The organism is Streptococcus sp. Marseille-P6264, from assembly GCF_902460355.1.
Classification (GTDB): domain Bacteria; phylum Bacillota; class Bacilli; order Lactobacillales; family Streptococcaceae; genus Streptococcus.
The window spans coordinates 33,078-50,213 of sequence record NZ_CABPTO010000005.1 but is presented as its reverse complement, the minus strand read 5'-3'; the positions used below and the strand labels follow the sequence as shown (position 1 = coordinate 50,213).

Here is a 17,136-nt window from a genome sequence, read left to right as displayed (position 1 = left end):
AATGTTATGGAAGGAATGCAAAATGGAGAAATTGGATATTACTACAATGTCTGATTATAAAAAGGTAGAAGCTGTTATTCAATTACTAATCGATGGAGTTTTGACCAGCTATCGTGTGGCGACAGATGCCAACATTAGCAAAATGAGCATCTTGACACTGGTCAAAGGTAGCAGCAAGATTAAGAATATTACTTATCAAACGGCTATTGCTCTGATTAATTGGTATGAAGAAAATCATGAAAAATACGGCATTACCATTCAATAAGCTGCCGAGTATTATGGAGAAATATATCAAAATATAGAATTCTACGAGTGCTTGCTTGTGGGGTTCTTTTTTGAAGAAAAGAATGACCTTCCCATTATTGCAGGAAAGACAAAAATTTCATATAATGGAAATAAGAAAAATGAGCGTAGGAATGTCTGCTGGTTGTAGCAGCCCGCTAAATTTTTTATAAGGAGAATTCAATGTCACAATTATCTGTTAATGCCATTCGCTTTTTAGGAATTGACGCGATTGAAAAGTCTAAGTCAGGCCACCCTGGTGTCGTGATGGGCGCTGCGCCGATGGCTTATGATCTGTTTACTAAACAATTGCGTATCAATCCAGAAGAGCCAAATTGGATTAACCGCGATCGCTTCGTTCTGTCTGCAGGCCACGGCTCTATGTTGCTTTATGCCTTGCTCCATCTGTCTGGCTTTAAAGATGTCAGCATGGAAGAAATCAAAAATTTCCGCCAATGGGGTTCTAAGACACCAGGTCACCCAGAGTTTGGTCATACGGCTGGAGTTGATGCGACGACTGGACCATTGGGACAAGGGATTTCTACAGCGACTGGTTTTGCTCAGGCAGAGCGTTTCTTGGCTGCCAAGTACAACCGTGATGGCTATCCAATTTTCGACCATTACACTTACGTCATCTGTGGTGATGGCGATTTGATGGAGGGAGTTTCAGCTGAGGCGGCTTCTTACGCTGGCCTGCAAAAGCTGGACAAGCTGGTTGTCCTCTATGATTCAAATGATATCAACTTGGACGGGGAAACCAAGGATTCCTTTACAGAAAATGTTCGTGCCCGCTATGAAGCCTACGGTTGGCATATTGCCTTGGTGGAAGACGGCACAGACCTAGCAGCCATTGATGCAGCTATCAATGAGGCGAAAGCTTCTGGCAAGCCATCTTTGATTGAAGTGAAGACCGTTATTGGTTACGGTTCTCCAAACAAGCAAGGAACGAATGCAGTTCACGGTGCGCCTCTGGGAGCAGAAGAAGCAGAAGCTACTCGTCAAGCCTTGGGCTGGGACTATGCGCCATTTGAGATTCCTGAGGAAGTCTATGCAGACTACCGCACAAATGTAGCAGAGCGTGGTGCAGCAGCCTACGATGCTTGGAAACAGCTAGTAGAGGACTACAAGCAAGCCCATCCAGAATTGGCAGCAGAAGTAGCAGCTATCATTGCTGGTCAGGATCCAGTGGAGATCAAGCCAGAAGATTTTCCAGTGCTTGAAAATGGCTTCTCTCAAGCAACCCGTAATTCTAGTCAGGATGCCCTCAATGCAGCAGCTAAGGTGCTTCCGACTTTCTTAGGCGGATCTGCTGACCTGGCTCACTCCAATATGACCTACATCAAGGAAGACGGTCTGCAGGATGATGCCCACCGTCTCAACCGCAATATCCAATTTGGTGTGCGCGAGTTTGCTATGGGAACAATTCTCAACGGTATGGCGCTTCATGGCGGTCTTCGCGTCTACGGTGGTACCTTCTTCGTATTCTCAGACTATGTTAAGGCAGCTGTCCGTCTGTCTGCCCTTCAAGGTTTGCCAGTGACTTATGTCTTCACACACGATTCTATTGCAGTAGGTGAAGACGGCCCAACTCACGAACCGATTGAGCATTTGGCTGGTCTGCGTGCGATTCCAAACCTGACTGTTCTTCGCCCAGCAGATGCGCGTGAAACTCAGGCTGCTTGGTACCTAGCCCTTAAGAGCCAATCTACTCCGACTGCTCTGGTCTTGACCCGTCAAAATCTGACAGTTGAAGACGGCACAAACTTTGACAAGGTAGCTAAAGGAGCTTATGTCGTTTACGAAACAGGAGCAGATTTCGATACCATCTTATTGGCTTCTGGTTCTGAGGTTAATTTGGCTGTTGCAGCTGCTAAGGCACTTGCAGCAGAAGGAACTAAAATCCGCGTGGTCAGTGTGCCATCAACAGAGCTTTTTGATGCTCAAGATGCAGCCTACAAAGAAGAAATTCTGCCAAATGCAGTTCGTCGTCGCGTAGCGATCGAGATGGCAGCTAGCCAGCCTTGGTACAAGTATGTCGGTCTGGACGGCGCAGTTATCGGAATCGACCAGTTCGGTGCATCTGCTCCAGCAAGCAAGGTTCTGGAAGAATACGGCTTTACAATTGAGCACGTAGCAGAAGTTGTTAAAAATCTTAAATAAAAAGACATAGAGGCTGGGACAAAAGTCCTAGCCTCTCAATTGTCTTTAGATTGTCGAGCAAGACGCAGTGGTTGAGTGGGCTCTACTACGCTGATTTCATCAGCTTTTACAGCCCTACTCAACTGTGCGGAGGTGGGACGACGAAATCGAATTCTAACGAATTACCGATTTCTGTCCCACTCTCTTTTGGAAATCATTTTCCTGCCTTGTCAAAATGGCCAAAATCTGCTATAGTAATTAGTAGATGAATTCCAAAGGAGAAGAGAAATGAATCCAACAATGATGATTATTTTTTTTGTTGTACTAGTAGGAATGATGTATTTCCAAGTACGGACACAGAAAAAGCAAGCTGAAAAACGGATGGAAAGCCTTAATAAACTGCAAAAAGGCTATGAGGTCATTACCATTGGTGGCCTTTACGGAACTGTTGACGAAGTTGATTCAGAGCGTAAGACTGTTGTCTTGGACGTAGACGGTGTTTTCTTGACATTTGAATTGGCAGCCATTAAGACGGTTTTGCCATTGACAGAAGGCATCCCAGCCGCTACGGGAGTGGAAGGCGATATCGCTGTGTCTGATGAAGATACCGCAATTGAAGAATAGGATATAGGGCAGTCGAGAGGCTGTCTTTTTTATTTTAAGGACATTTGTAAGCTCATCTTTTACAATATTATAGTTGTGCGATACAAGCGAAACCTGCCTGCATACACTACCGGCTATTCATCATCAGCTCTGATAGACGAAAAATCAGCTCTCCTGCCCACATTTAAAGGATTTATGATATAATGAAATGATAAAACTTTAAATAGGATAAAAAATATGTTTAGTTTTAAGAAAAAAGAAAAGCTCGATGAGGCCTTGCTTGTTCCCAAGCATATAGGCATTATCATGGATGGCAATGGCCGTTGGGCTAAAAAACGTATGCAGCCGCGCGTCTTTGGTCATAAGGCAGGTATGGAAGCCTTGCAAGAAGTGACGATTGCAGCCAAGGAGATGGGTGTGCAGGTCTTGACAGTCTATGCCTTTTCAACGGAAAACTGGACGCGACCAGAAAAAGAAGTGTCCTTCATTATGAATTTGCCGGTTGAGTTTTATGATCGCTATGTGCCAGAATTGCACAGAAACAATGTAAAAATTCAAATGATTGGCGATACGAAGCGCCTTCCTAAAGCTACTTTTGAGGCTTTGGAGAAGGCTGAGGAGCTGACTCGCTTGAATACGGGTTTGATTTTGAATTTCGCCCTGAACTACGGCGGACGAGCTGAGATCAATCAAGCGGTTCAGAAGCTTGCCCAAGATGTTTTAGATGCGAAAGTTCAACCAGCGGCTATTACAGAGGAAATGCTTGGAGATTATCTCTACACCAGCAGTCTGCCCGCAAGTTTACGGGATCCTGACTTGGTCATTCGTACGAGCGGCGAGCTGCGCCTTAGTAATTTCCTGCCTTGGCAGACAGCATACAGCGAGTTGTATTTTACAGATATTCTTTGGCCGGATTTCGATGAGAAGGCTTTGAAGGATGCGGTTGTAGAATATAATCGTCGCAATCGACGCTTCGGCGGTGTATAAAGGAGGGAGAAAAAGATGAGTTTAGATTTACAAAGACGTCTTCTTTTTGGAGGAATTGCTCTAGCTATTTTTATTCCTTTAGTGAAGATGGGAGGGATTCCCTTCCAGATCAGCGTTGGTCTTCTAGCCATGCTGGCAGTACATGAATTGCTTAAGATGAAGGGGCTTCCGACAGCGACCTTAGAGGGTGGATTGGCTATGCTGGCAGCTTTTGTCTTAACCCTGCCACTTGAGAACTACCTGAAATTTTTACCTGTGGACGGCAATGTGATGGCTTATGGCTTGGTCGTTTTTGTCTTGCTAGGAGCGACTGTTTTAGGTTCCTCTTATAGCTTTGAAGATGCGGCTTATCCGATTGCTTCTAGTTTTTATGTTGGTCTAGGTTTTAATGCTTTGATCGATGCCCGTTTGGTGAATGTGGACAAGGTTTTGCTGGCCCTCTTTATCGTCTGGGCGACAGATAGTGGGGCCTATCTGGTCGGTACCCGCTACGGGCGGAGAAAATTATTGCCAAAGGTATCGCCAAATAAAACCATTGAAGGCAGTTTAGGAGGAGTTATCTCAGCGGTGCTGGTTTCTGCGATTTTTATGTCTGTCCGTCCGCAAGTTGCCAATCCGTATAGCTTTGTGACCATGCTGCTCTTGACTGTTGTCTTTAGTATTGCTGGCCAATTCGGCGACTTGGTAGAGAGCGCTATTAAGCGTCACTTTGGTGTGAAAGACTCAGGGAAGTTTATTCCTGGGCATGGCGGCGTTTTGGATCGCTTTGATAGCTTGCTTTTTGTCTTTCCACTGATGCACCTCTTTGGCCTGTTCTAAGGAGTTTGGTGGCTAAGCACTCGAAAGCCTTCTTGGCTTAATGAACAATCTTAAGAGAAAGATTAGACTTATGCAGATTATTACATTTATTATTATTTTTGGGATCATCGTGGTGGTTCATGAGTTTGGACATTTCTACTTTGCCAAAAAATCAGGCATTCTAGTTCGTGAGTTTGCCATTGGGATGGGCCCGAAAATCTTTGCTCATATTGGCAAGGATGGAACAGCCTATACGATTCGGATCTTACCGCTCGGTGGTTATGTCCGCATGGCTGGCTGGGGCGAGGATTCGACAGAAATCAAAACAGGTACGCCAGCTAGTCTGACCTTGAATGAAGATGGAAAAGTCGTCCGTATCAATCTGTCTGGTAAGAAAATCGATCAGACGGCTCTACCTATGAATGTGACCAGTTTTGATTTTGAAGAAAAGCTGGAGATTACAGGGCTGGTCTTGGATGAGACCAGGACTTATTCTGTTGACCACGATGCGACTATTGTTGAGGAGGACGGAACGGAAGTTCGGATTGCTCCGCTGGATGTTCAGTATCAAAATGCGACTATCTGGGGACGTCTCATCACCAATTTTGCTGGTCCCATGAACAATTTCATTTTGAGTATTCTAGTTTTTATGTTCTTGGCTTTTCTGCAAGGCGGTGTCCAAGATGAAAACAGCAATCATTTTCAGGTGCTGGAAGGTGGTGCTGTTGCCAAGGCAGGGGTGAAAAGCGATGACCAGATTCTGAAAGTCAACAATTATGAGATTGCAAACTGGGATGACCTAACCAAAGCAGTGTCAGCAGCGACTAAAGATAAGGCAGATGTACCAAAATTGACCATCACTTATAAGAGCGAGGGTCAGACTCACAAGGTGGACATTAAACCCAAAAAAGAGGGGGATCGCTATCTATTGGGCGTTTCACCTGCTATCAAGACTGGTTTTTGGGACAAGGTGATCGGAGGCTTTACCGCTACTTGGACGACTACAGGTCGGATTTTGACAGCCTTGAAAGATTTGATTTTTAACTTTAATTTAAATAAATTAGGTGGCCCAGTTGCTATTTATAATGTCAGCAGTCAGGCTGCTCAACAGGGCTTGCCGGCTATTCTGAGTCTCTTAGCCATGCTGTCTCTTAATATCGGGATCTTTAATCTAATTCCGATTCCAGCCTTGGACGGTGGAAAAATTGTCCTCAATATCCTTGAGGCCATCCGTCGCAAACCCTTGAAACGCGAAACAGAAAGCTATGTTACCCTTGCAGGGGTAGCTGTCATGGTTGTCCTTATGATTGCTGTGACTTGGAATGATATTATGAAATTGTTCTTCTAACATTTTAAAAGATTGAAAAATATTCTATGAAGGAGTTTTGTTTTTATGAAACAAAGTAAAATGCTAATTCCAACGCTGCGCGAAATGCCAAGCGATGCTCAGGTTATCAGCCATGCCCTTATGTTGCGAGCTGGCTATGTTCGCCAAGTTTCTGCGGGAGTTTACTCTTATCTGCCACTGGCTAACCGTGTCATTGAAAAAGCTAAAAAAATCATGCGGGAAGAGTTTGATAAGATTGGTGCGGTTGAAATGCTGGCGCCAGCCCTGCTCAGTGCAGATCTCTGGCGCGAGTCAGGTCGTTACGAGACATACGGTGAAGACCTCTACAAGCTGAAAAATCGTGAAAAATCAGACTTTATCCTAGGTCCGACACACGAAGAGACTTTCACTTCCATTGTCCGTGATTCTGTTAAGTCTTACAAGCAATTGCCACTCAATCTTTATCAAATCCAGCCTAAGTACCGTGATGAAAAGCGTCCACGTAACGGTCTTCTTCGTACCCGTGAATTTATCATGAAAGACGGCTATAGCTTCCACGCTAACTATGATAGTTTGGATGTAACTTATGATGAGTACAAATCTGCTTATGAGAAAATCTTCACTCGCAGTGAGCTAGATTTCAAAGCCATTATCGGTGACGGTGGCGCTATGGGGGGTAAGGATAGTCAGGAATTTATGGCGATCACGCCTGCTCGTACAGACCTTGACCGTTGGGTCGTTTTGGACAAGTCAGTTGCGTCATTTGATGAGATTCCTGCAGAAGTGCAAGAAGAAATCAAGGCAGAATTGCTTAAATGGATGGTCTCTGGTGAAGACACCATTGCCTACTCTAGCGAATCTAGCTATGCAGCTAACTTAGAAATGGCAACCAATGCTTACAAACCAAACAAAAAGGTAGTGACGGAAGCAGAGTTGGTGCGTGTAGAAACTCCTGACTGCAAGACCATTGATGAGGTAGCAGCTTTCCTACAAGTTGATACAGAAGAAACAATCAAGACCTTGGTTTACATGGCTGATGACAAGCCTGTCGTAGCCCTCCTTGTCGGCAATGACCAGCTCAACGAAGTCAAGCTGAAAAACCACTTGGGTGCAGATTTCTTTGATGTGGCGAGTGAAGATCAAGTCCGTCAACTCTTGGGCGCAGGATTTGGCTCACTAGGCCCAGTCAATCTGCCTGAAGGTGTGACTATTATCGCAGACCGTAGAGTCCAAGACCTTTCTAACGCTGTGGCAGGAGCCAATGAAGATGGCTACCACCTGACTGGTGTTAATCCAGGCCGTGACTTTAGCCCTGAGTATGTGGATATCCGCGAAGTTCGTGAAGGTGAAGTGTCTCCGGATGGTCAAGGTATCCTCAAATTTGCCCGTGGGATTGAGATTGGGCATATCTTCAAGCTGGGAACTCGCTACTCTGACAGCATGAATGCCAATGTCTTGGATGAAAATGGCCGAGCAGTACCGATGATTATGGGTTGCTACGGTATCGGTGTCAGTCGTCTCCTCTCTGCTGTTATGGAGCAACACGCTCGCCTCTTTGTCAATAAAACTCCTAAGGGTGAATTCCGCTATGCTTGGGGCATCAACTTCCCGAAAGAGCTGGCACCATTTGATGTGCACTTGATTCCGGTCAATGTCAAGGACGAGGAAGCTTTGGCTCTGACTGATCAAATCGAGGCTAACTTGCTAAGTGCTGGTTATGAAGTCTTGGTGGATGACCGCAATGAGCGTGCTGGTGTTAAGTTCAGCGACAGCGATTTGATTGGTCTCCCAATCCGTGTGACAGTTGGTAAGAAAGCTGCAGAAGGCATCGTCGAAGTCAAGATCAAAGCTACTGGCGATACCATTGAAGTCCACGCTGATAATCTGCTCGAAACTCTGTCTATTTTGACAAAATAAAAGCAGAGAGTGGGACAGAAATCGGTAATTCGTTAAAATTCGATTTCGTCGTCCCACCTCCGCACAGTTGAGTAGGGCTATAAAAGCTGATGAAATCAGCGTAATAGAGCCCACTCAACCACTGCGTCTTGCTCGACAATCCAAAGACAATTGAGAGGCTAGGACTTTTGTCCCACTCTCTTTCTTTTGCTTATTGGCCTTGAAAATGCTATAGTAGGGAAAATGGAAAGGAGGACCGAATAATGGGATTATTCAGCGGTTTATTGGGCAATGCTTCTCAGAAAGATATTGAAAAAACAGAAAGAGAATTGGAGAACATTCTGACGCCAGCAGAAAATGTAGAGCTGGCATTCAGTCTTATTCGCGACTTGATTGTCTTTACAGATAAGCGCTTGATCTTGGTGGACAAGCAGGGAGTGACAGGCAAGAAAACGGCTTATAAGTCTTATCCGTATCGCTCCATTTCTCGCTTTTCAGTGGAAACGGCTGGCCATTTTGACCTAGACGCTGAGCTGAAAATCTGGGTTTCCAGTGCTGAGGAACCAGCTGAAACTCTGACCTTCCGAAGTGATAGAAGTGTCATTGCCATCCAAAAAGCGCTGGCAGAAGCAGTATTGAGATAAAAAGCGGTTTTAACCGCTTTTTTTGCAAACAAAAACTAACCATAGCTTATTAGCTTGGTTAGTTCATAAATAAAGTTTGATGATCTGGAATACTTCCTATCTAGTTGTCTTCACTAGGGAAAGTTTCACCGAAATGCAGCTCAGAGTATGGAGTTTCAAAATGACCTCCGTCATAAGTTACCTTGACTGAAGTTATTCCAAAGTCAACGATTATTGGTTTTGCAGCTGTTAAAAAGACATAGCGATTAGCGTTTTGTTTTATATCATAGACTTTTACTGCTCCGTAAATGGAATCGGAAGAATAGATATCTCCATTTTTAGTCGATTTGCTTATTTCAATGGTCTTCTTAGCAGGAGAGTAGGATAAATTATAGGCTTCTTTTTTTCCGATGCCTTGAGTAAAAAAAGTTTCGTTGTCATCACTTTTAGCTTGAAAGTGAATAAAATTTTTATCAAAGCTTTTCTGAGCGTTGTTCATAACGAGAAATACATTTACTCCCCATGCAGCTAAGCCCACGATAAGAAGAGAAGCGATACCAATAAAAACAGTTTTTTTAGTTAAGCGCATAAAAACTCCTTGAAAATCATGCTATTGGAGAAGTGAAAGCCAATAGCTTGCTCTAAAAAATATTTTCTAAGTTTTTTCTTGCTGGCGAACTAAGGAGTTGGCTAGCAAGACAGGATAGTTTCTAAAGTAAAAAATAAGTCAGAAAAGATTTCATTCTTCTGTGAATCCTTGAGATAGCAGAAAAGCAAAGAAATCTTCGGGCTTTTCCTTAAGCTTTTTGAATAGGTTATCTTTAGTTGTTTCCCCTAAAGCAGCCATGACTTGTTTTTCTTTTGCTTTGCTGAGATCAAAGTGGGCAACTTGTGCAACGGTTTTCTTGTCCTCTGAAACTTTGATTTCAAGTGTGACTCCATCTAACTTGCTGAATTTATCATAAAAGTCACCAGCTTTTAATTCTTCTTGATAAATGTTGCTGATTTCTTCAGGACTCTTACCTTGCTCGTCCTCTTGAGTCGGTTTCGTAGCCATAAAATCGAAGGCTCGAATCTTATCTTTTTGATAATAAGTAACAATTTTATTATTGTATCCGTTAGGCATGTTGTAAGCAAAAGTCTTGGTTTTTACTTTCTCTTCTTTTTTTGGCTTGCTTTGGCTCTGACTTTGGTTGGGTTTGTTTTCGTGCTTAGTTTGCTTAGGCATGCTGCAGGCAGTCAAAGTCAGCAGACAGATGCTGGCTAGTAAAATTTTCTTCACAGTTAAGACTCCTTTTGATAAATGTTTTTTCTATTATATCATAACTTAGTTTTAAGACAAGAAAATATATAAATATATAGGCATCAACAACTTTACTCCGCTCTTTTTCTATCGAAAAAAGTGCTGATTTATGGTAAAATAGGGTCACTACTGTACGAGGAAATGTCATGTCAAACAAGTTTGAAATTTTAATGAATCAGCTGGATATGCCACTGGAAATGCGAAATTCAGAGGCCTTTTTGAATGCAGAAATTGAGAAGGTTCTGGTCCACAAGGTCAGTCGGGTCTGGGAGTTTCATTTTTCTTTTGCGAATATTCTGCCCATTGAAATTTTTCGGGAATTGCAGAAGCGCCTAGCTCAGGAGTTTTCTAAGACGGGCAATCAGGCCATTTTTGAAATTCACTGTCAGAATTCTCAGCTATCAGATGAGCTCTTGCAGGCTTATTACCAGCTGGCCTTTGAGGAAGGACCTTGTGCTAGCCATGGTTTTAAGAGTCTGTATCAGGATTTGCGGGTTCATTTGGATGGGGAGAAACTGCTGATTGAGGGAGCTTCAACCATTGATACGGAGCATTTTCGCAAGAACCACCTGCCAAACCTTAGTCGCCAGCTAGTCAAGTACGGCTTTCCTCATCTGACCTGTCAGGTTCAGCATAGCGATGAGCTGACCCAGCAGCAAGCGGAGAATTTCCAGGCGGAGAATGACAAGATTGTCCAAGCGGCCAATGAAGAGGCGCTCAAAGCCATGGAATCCCTACAGCAGATGGCACCACCACCAGAGGAAAAGCCGACTTATGATTTCCAAGCTCGCAAGGCTGCAGCAAAGCCCAATCTAGACAAAGCAGAAATTACCCCTATGATCGAAGTTCAGACTGAGGAAAACCGTCTGGTTTTCGAGGGAATGGTCTTTGACCTAGAGCAGAAAGTCACTCGGACCGGCCGGGTCTTGCTCAACTTCAAGATGACAGACTATACTTCCAGCTTCTCCTTGCAAAAATGGATGAAAAACGAAGAAGAAGCTAAGAAGTTTGACATGATTAAGAAAGGTGCTTGGCTACGCGTGCGCGGAAATGTGGAGATGAATAACTTCACCCGTGACCTGACCATGAATGTGCAGGATGTGCAGGAAGTCACCCACTATGAGCGCAAGGACTTGATGCCTGAGGGACAGAAGCGGGTTGAATTTCACGCCCATACCAATATGTCTACTATGGATGCCCTGCCTGAGGTCGAGGAAATCATTGCAACAGCAGCTAAGTGGGGCCACAAGGCTGTCGCCATTACCGACCATGGCAATGTGCAGAGCTTTCCCCATGGCTACAAGGCTGCCAAGAAAGCTGGTATTCAGCTGATTTATGGTATGGAGGCCAATATTGTAGAAGATCGAGTACCCATCGTCTACAATGAAGTGGACATTGAGCTGAGTGATGCGACCTATGTGGTCTTTGACGTGGAGACGACGGGACTTTCAGCTGTTTACAATGACCTGATTCAGGTCGCTGCTAGCAAGATGCACAAGGGCAATATCATCGCTGAGTTTGATGAGTTTATCAATCCTGGGCATCCTCTTTCGGCCTTTACGACGGATCTAACTGGGATTACAGATGAGCATGTCCGCAATGCCAAACCGCTAGAGCAAGTGCTGAAAGAGTTTCAGGAATTTTGCCAGGACAGTGTTCTCGTTGCCCATAATGCTACCTTTGACGTGGGCTTTATGAATGTCAACTATGAGCGGCATGGCCTGCCGAAAATCACTCAGCCAGTTATTGACACGCTGGAATTTGCCCGCAATCTCTATCCAGAATACAAGCGTCATGGTCTGGGACCCTTGACCAAGCGTTTCCAGATTGCTCTGGAGCACCACCACATGGCCAACTATGACGCGGAAGCGACGGGCCGCCTCCTCTTTATCTTTATCAAGGATGTGGCTGAAAAGCATGGTGTGACCAATCTCAAGGATTTGAATACGGATCTGGTTGATGAGAATTCTTACAAGAAGGCTCGGGTCAAGCATGCGACCATTTATGTGAAAAATCAGACGGGACTAAAAAATATTTTCAAGTTAGTCAGTCTGTCCAATACCAAGTATTTTGAAGGTGTCCCACGGATTCCACGGACTGTACTAGATGCCCATCGTGAAGGACTGATTCTGGGCTCAGCCTGCTCAGAAGGCGAAGTCTATGACGCTGTTGTCTCTCAGGGGGTAGATGCGGCTGTCGAAGTAGCCAAGTATTATGACTTTATCGAGGTCATGCCGCCGGCTATCTATGAGCCTCTGATTGCCAAAGAGCAGATCAAGGACCAGGAAGAACTGCAGACCATTATTCGCAATCTGATTGAGGTCGGAGAACGCTTGGGTAAGCCTGTCCTTGCGACGGGGAACGTCCATTATATCGAGCCGGAAGAAGAAATCTACCGTGAGATTATCGTCCGCAGTCTCGGTCAGGGAGCCATGATTAACCGTACCATTGGCCACGGTGAAAATGCCCAGCCGGCTCCGCTTCCTAAGGCTCACTTCCGGACCACCAATGAGATGCTGGACGAATTTGCCTTTCTAGGCGAGGATTTGGCTAAGAAGCTAGTTATCACCAATCCGAATCAGCTGGCGGAAACCTTTGAGCCGGTAGAGGTGGTCAAGGGCGACCTCTATACGCCTTTCATTGACAAGGCTGAGGAGACAGTTGCCGAGTTGACTTATCAAAAAGCCTTTGAGATTTATGGCAATCCGCTGCCAGATATCGTGGACTTGCGAATTGAAAAAGAGCTGACCTCTATCTTGGGGAATGGTTTTGCCGTGATTTACTTGGCTTCGCAGATGTTGGTGCAACGCTCCAATGAGCGGGGCTATCTGGTAGGTTCGCGGGGGTCTGTCGGATCCAGCTTTGTCGCGACCATGATTGGAATTACCGAGGTTAATCCCCTGTCACCCCACTATGTCTGTGGCAAATGCCAATACAGCGAGTTCATAACAGACGGTTCCTATGGTTCTGGTTTTGATATGCCTGATAAGGACTGTCCAGAGTGCGGTCACAAGCTGAGCAAGAACGGTCAGGATATTCCATTTGAGACCTTCCTTGGATTTGACGGAGACAAGGTACCCGATATTGACTTGAACTTCTCCGGAGAGGATCAGCCTAGTGCCCACTTAGATGTTCGAGACATTTTTGGGGAGGAATATGCTTTTCGGGCTGGAACCGTTGGTACCGTTGCGGCTAAGACGGCCTATGGCTTTGTCAAGGGCTATGAGCGCGACTACGGGAAGTTCTACCGGGATGCAGAAGTTGAGCGTCTGGCGCAGGGAGCTGCCGGAGTCAAGCGGACGACTGGACAACACCCGGGTGGAATCGTTGTTATCCCCAACTACATGGATGTTTATGACTTTACACCGGTCCAATATCCAGCTGACGATGTGACAGCCGAGTGGCAGACCACCCACTTCAACTTCCATGATATCGATGAAAATGTCCTCAAGCTAGACGTTTTGGGACACGATGATCCGACCATGATTCGGAAGCTTCAGGACTTGTCTGGCATTGATCCAAACGACATTCCTATGGATGATGCTGGCGTCATGGCTCTCTTTTCTGGGACAGATATTCTGGGTGTGACTGAGGAGCAAATCGGCACGCCGACTGGTATGCTGGGGATTCCGGAGTTTGGGACCAACTTTGTACGGGGCATGGTTGACGAGACCCATCCGACGACCTTTGCCGAGCTCCTACAGCTATCTGGTCTCTCTCATGGTACGGACGTTTGGCTGGGCAATGCTCAGGACTTGATCAAGCAAGGGATTGCCGACCTGTCCACTGTTATCGGTTGTCGGGACGACATCATGGTTTATCTCATGCATAAGGGCTTGGATCCTAAGATGGCCTTTACCATTATGGAGCGCGTGCGGAAGGGCCTTTGGCTGAAAATTTCTGAAGAAGAGCGCAATGGCTATATCACTGCCATGAAGGAAAACAATGTGCCAGAGTGGTACATCGAGTCCTGTGGAAAGATCAAGTACATGTTCCCCAAGGCCCATGCGGCAGCCTACGTTATGATGGCCCTGCGGGTGGCCTACTTCAAGGTGCATCATCCGATTTATTACTACTGTGCTTATTTCTCCATCCGGGCTAAGGCCTTTGATATCAAGACCATGAGTGGCGGACTTGATGCCGTCAAACGCCGGATGAGCGAAATCGCTGAAAAGCGCAAGAACAACGAAGCCTCCAATGTAGAAATTGATCTTTATACGACTCTGGAAATCGTCAATGAAATGCTAGAGCGGGGCTTCAAATTCGGAAAGCTAGATCTCTACAAGAGCCACGCGACTGAGTTTCTCATCGAAGGGGATACCCTTATTCCACCATTCTCTGCTATGGACGGTCTGGGTGATAACGTTGCTCGCCAATTAGTTAGAGCGCGGGAAGAAGGCGAATTCCTTTCTAAGACGGAGCTCCGCAAGCGCGGTGGCCTATCTAGCACCCTAGTCGAAAAAATGGACGACATGGGCATTCTAGGCAATATGCCTGAGGATAACCAGTTGAGTCTGTTTGATGAGTTTTTCTAAAATATAGAAAGAGGTTTTTATGAAATTGACCATTTCCGCTAAGGATAAGCCAGCGCAAAAGGTGTTTGATTACCAGCTGGACCTTGATCCAGATACGATTTTGAAAATGACCGCTTTGATTTGCGGTACGGTAGCAGCGGTTAGCCTACTGTCCCTGTTTAAAGAGAAATAACAAAAGAAAAGGAGAAGCAGAATGGTTCTGCCAAATTTTAAAGAAAACTTAGAAAAATACGCTAAACTATTGGTTGCCAATGGTATTAATGTGCAGCCGGGTCACACGGTGGCGCTCAATATTGATGTGGAGCAGCGTGAGCTGGCTCACTTGATTGTCAAGGAGGCCTATGCTCTGGGGGCTCACGAGGTCATCGTCCAGTGGGCAGATGATTTGACTACGCGGGAGAAATTCCTCCATGCGCCGATGGAGCGTTTGGACAATATTCCAGAATACAAGATTGCTGAGATGAACTATCTCCTCGAAAAGAAAGCCAGCCGCTTGGGCGTGCGCTCATCTGATCCAGGAGCTTTGACTGGTGTGGATGCTGAGAAACTATCAGCTTCTGCTAAAGCTATGGGATTAGCCATGAAGCCGATGCGGATCGCAACCCAATCCAATAAAGTCAGCTGGACAGTCGCTGCTGCAGCCGGTACAGAGTGGGCTAAGAAGGTCTTTCCAAATGCTGCGAGCGACGAAGAAGCGGTTGATCTCCTTTGGGACCAAATCTTCAAAACTTGCCGTGTTTACGAAGAAGATCCCGTGAAGGCTTGGGAAGAGCATGCAGCTATCCTCAAGAGCAAGGCGGAAATGCTCAATAAAGAACAATTCTCAGCCCTTCATTACACAGCGCCAGGGACAGATTTGACACTTGGTTTGCCTAAGAACCACGTTTGGGAATCAGCTGGTGCTATCAATGCACAGGGAGAAGGATTCTTACCAAATATGCCAACAGAAGAAGTCTTCACTGCCCCTGACTTCCGTCGTGCAGATGGCTATGTCACTTCTACAAAACCACTTAGCTATAACGGAAATATCATCGAAGGTATTAAGGTAACCTTTAAGGATGGACAAATCGTGGATATTTCAGCCAAGAAGGGTGATCAGGTCATGAAAGATCTTGTCTTTGAAAATGCTGGCGCGCGTGCCTTGGGTGAATGTGCCTTGGTACCAGATCCAAGCCCGATTTCTCAGTCAGGCATTACCTTCTTTAATACCCTTTTCGATGAGAACGCTTCAAACCACTTGGCTATCGGTGCGGCCTATGCGACCAGCGTTGTTGGCGGAGCAGAGATGAGCGAAGAAGAGCTTGAAGCTGCGGGACTTAACCGTTCAGATGTTCACGTAGACTTTATGATTGGTTCTAATCAAATGGATATCGACGGTATCCGAGAAGATGGCAGCCGTGTGCCAATCTTCCGCAATGGAGACTGGGCAATTTAAGATTTGAAGTCGTTTTGACGGGTACTTTTAATCTGACGGCTCCCGCCTGCTTCTTGAAAAGAATTCTTAGAAACATAGAAAGAAGGATCCTATATGATTGGTAGTATGTTTGTCGGTTTTATTATTGGTCTCATGGCTGGGGCTATTACCAGCCGCGGGGAACGTATGGGTTGTATCGGAAAAATCCTTTTGGGCTGGTTTGGTTCATGGCTTGGGCAATTGCTTTTTGGCCACTGGGGACCGATGTTAGCGGACACAGCTATTCTTCCCTCAGTCTTGGGCGCTGTGATCCTTTTGGCTCTTTTCTGGGATCGAGGCACTTAGAATAATGTAAAAGAAATGAGAGTGGGACAGAAATCGGTAATTCGTTAGAATTCGATTTCGTCGTCCCACCTCCGCACAGTTGAGTAGGGCTGTAAAAGCTGATGAAATCAGCGTAATAAAGCCCACTCAACCACTGCGTCTTGCTCGACAATCCAAAGACAATTGAGAGGCTAGGACTTTTGTCCCAGCCTCTTTTGTTTGAGATATGTGGAGTTCTTTATTCCAGTACCAGCATGCCGTCTTTCACTGCAAATGGGTCTTTTCCATTGATCCGATCGTAAAACATAATGCCGTTGATGTGGTCGATCTCATGTTGAACCACGATAGAATTATAGCCTTTGAGTTTGATGCGGTGTTTTTGACCGTCCTTGTCAAAGTAATCCACGGTCACCCGTGCATGGCGTACGACATAGCCTGGTACTTCGCGGTCGACGGAAAGGCAACCCTCGCCGTCAGCCAGAGCTGCATCTTGCACAGAGTGGGCCACAACTTTAGGATTGTACATGACCTGAGCCAGTGAGTAGGCTTCTTTAGGCGGATTTCCTTCTTCGTCCTCCAGATTTGGCACCAGCACAGCGATGATTCGCTTAGAAATATCCAGCTGGGGAGCTGCTAGACCGACACCGCCACGGAGCCCCATTTTTTCCGCCATGACAGGATCTTGAGAATGTTTCAAAAACTGCATCATTTTCTCACCTAAAATGATTTCCTGATCAGATAAGGGAAAGCTGACTTCTTCAGCTACCGCACGCAAGGTAGGATTTCCCTCGCGAATAATATCGCTCATATCAATCAAATGAGCTGCCTTGGTTAATTTATCCATAACCGATTTTTTTTCAATAACAGACATGATTCTCTCCTTTTTCTTCCCTTCATCATAACAC

Annotated in this window: 15 protein-coding genes; 12 read left to right on the top strand and 3 right to left on the bottom strand. The window is 45.5% G+C overall.

All coding sequences use genetic code 11. From position 1 onward, the window contains the following. Positions 1-22 precede the first annotated feature (22 nt). The 8 genes from FZ941_RS07320 (at position 23) to FZ941_RS07275 (ending at position 8,676) form a co-directional block, all read left to right on the top strand. Positions 23-265, top strand: coding sequence for a hypothetical protein (locus tag FZ941_RS07320; protein ID WP_005592291.1), 243 nt, complete (start codon positions 23-25; stop codon positions 263-265). Between the two features lie 200 nt (positions 266-465). Next, complete coding sequence (gene tkt, locus FZ941_RS07315; protein WP_148887393.1) at positions 466-2,442, top strand: transketolase; 1,977 nt, start codon at positions 466-468, stop codon at positions 2,440-2,442. Positions 2,443-2,709: 267 nt separating this feature from the next. After that, on the top strand, positions 2,710-3,045 hold the full coding sequence (yajC, locus tag FZ941_RS07305) for a preprotein translocase subunit YajC (RefSeq protein ID WP_125372110.1): 336 nt from the start codon (positions 2,710-2,712) through the stop codon (positions 3,043-3,045). 216 nt (positions 3,046-3,261) lie between these two features. Beyond that, positions 3,262-4,011, top strand: a complete 750-nt coding sequence (locus tag FZ941_RS07300) for an isoprenyl transferase (protein ID WP_148887392.1) — start codon at positions 3,262-3,264, stop codon at positions 4,009-4,011. 15 nt (positions 4,012-4,026) lie between these two features. Beyond that, a complete protein-coding gene (locus FZ941_RS07295) occupies positions 4,027-4,830 on the top strand; it encodes a phosphatidate cytidylyltransferase (protein WP_148887391.1) in 804 nt (267 codons plus the stop codon). Between the two features lie 70 nt (positions 4,831-4,900). Beyond that, entirely contained in the window at positions 4,901-6,157 is a 1,257-nt protein-coding gene (gene rseP / locus FZ941_RS07290; RefSeq protein WP_148887390.1) for an RIP metalloprotease RseP, read from the top strand. Between the two features lie 45 nt (positions 6,158-6,202). Next, positions 6,203-8,053 (top strand): proline--tRNA ligase, encoded by a 1,851-nt coding sequence (locus FZ941_RS07285; protein WP_148887389.1) that lies wholly within the window; start codon positions 6,203-6,205, stop codon positions 8,051-8,053. A 242-nt stretch (positions 8,054-8,295) separates the two neighbouring features. Then, on the top strand, positions 8,296-8,676 hold the full coding sequence (locus FZ941_RS07275) for a PH domain-containing protein (RefSeq protein WP_148887388.1): 381 nt from the start codon (positions 8,296-8,298) through the stop codon (positions 8,674-8,676). A 100-nt stretch (positions 8,677-8,776) separates the two neighbouring features. Here FZ941_RS07275 and FZ941_RS07270 read toward each other — a convergent pair whose 3' ends face one another. Next, on the bottom strand, positions 8,777-9,244 hold the full coding sequence (locus FZ941_RS07270; RefSeq protein WP_148887387.1) for a hypothetical protein: 468 nt from the start codon (positions 9,242-9,244) through the stop codon (positions 8,777-8,779). Between the two features lie 150 nt (positions 9,245-9,394). After that, positions 9,395-9,937 (bottom strand): DUF1307 domain-containing protein, encoded by a 543-nt coding sequence (locus FZ941_RS07265; protein WP_148887386.1) that lies wholly within the window; start codon positions 9,935-9,937, stop codon positions 9,395-9,397. A 167-nt stretch (positions 9,938-10,104) separates the two neighbouring features. Here FZ941_RS07265 and FZ941_RS07260 point away from each other — a divergent pair, with 167 nt between their 5' ends. From FZ941_RS07260 to FZ941_RS07250, 4 genes are all read left to right on the top strand, one after another. Continuing rightward, a complete protein-coding gene (locus tag FZ941_RS07260) occupies positions 10,105-14,493 on the top strand; it encodes a PolC-type DNA polymerase III (RefSeq protein ID WP_148887385.1) in 4,389 nt (1,462 codons plus the stop codon). 19 nt (positions 14,494-14,512) lie between these two features. Further along, positions 14,513-14,665, top strand: a complete 153-nt coding sequence (locus tag FZ941_RS10605; protein ID WP_187418399.1) for a hypothetical protein — start codon at positions 14,513-14,515, stop codon at positions 14,663-14,665. A gap of 21 nt (positions 14,666-14,686) precedes the next feature. Then, the gene (locus FZ941_RS07255; RefSeq protein WP_148887384.1) at positions 14,687-15,928 is read left to right on the top strand and encodes an aminopeptidase; all 1,242 of its coding nucleotides are present in this window, start codon (positions 14,687-14,689) and stop codon (positions 15,926-15,928) included. A gap of 93 nt (positions 15,929-16,021) precedes the next feature. Beyond that, positions 16,022-16,252, top strand: a complete 231-nt coding sequence (locus FZ941_RS07250) for a GlsB/YeaQ/YmgE family stress response membrane protein (RefSeq protein ID WP_005591872.1) — start codon at positions 16,022-16,024, stop codon at positions 16,250-16,252. 217 nt (positions 16,253-16,469) lie between these two features. On the opposite strand, the gene def is transcribed toward FZ941_RS07250, so the two are convergent. Then, positions 16,470-17,102: a peptide deformylase gene (def, locus tag FZ941_RS07245; protein WP_148887383.1), complete on the bottom strand. Its 633-nt coding sequence runs from the start codon at positions 17,100-17,102 to the stop codon at positions 16,470-16,472. Positions 17,103-17,136: the final 34 nt, after the last annotated feature.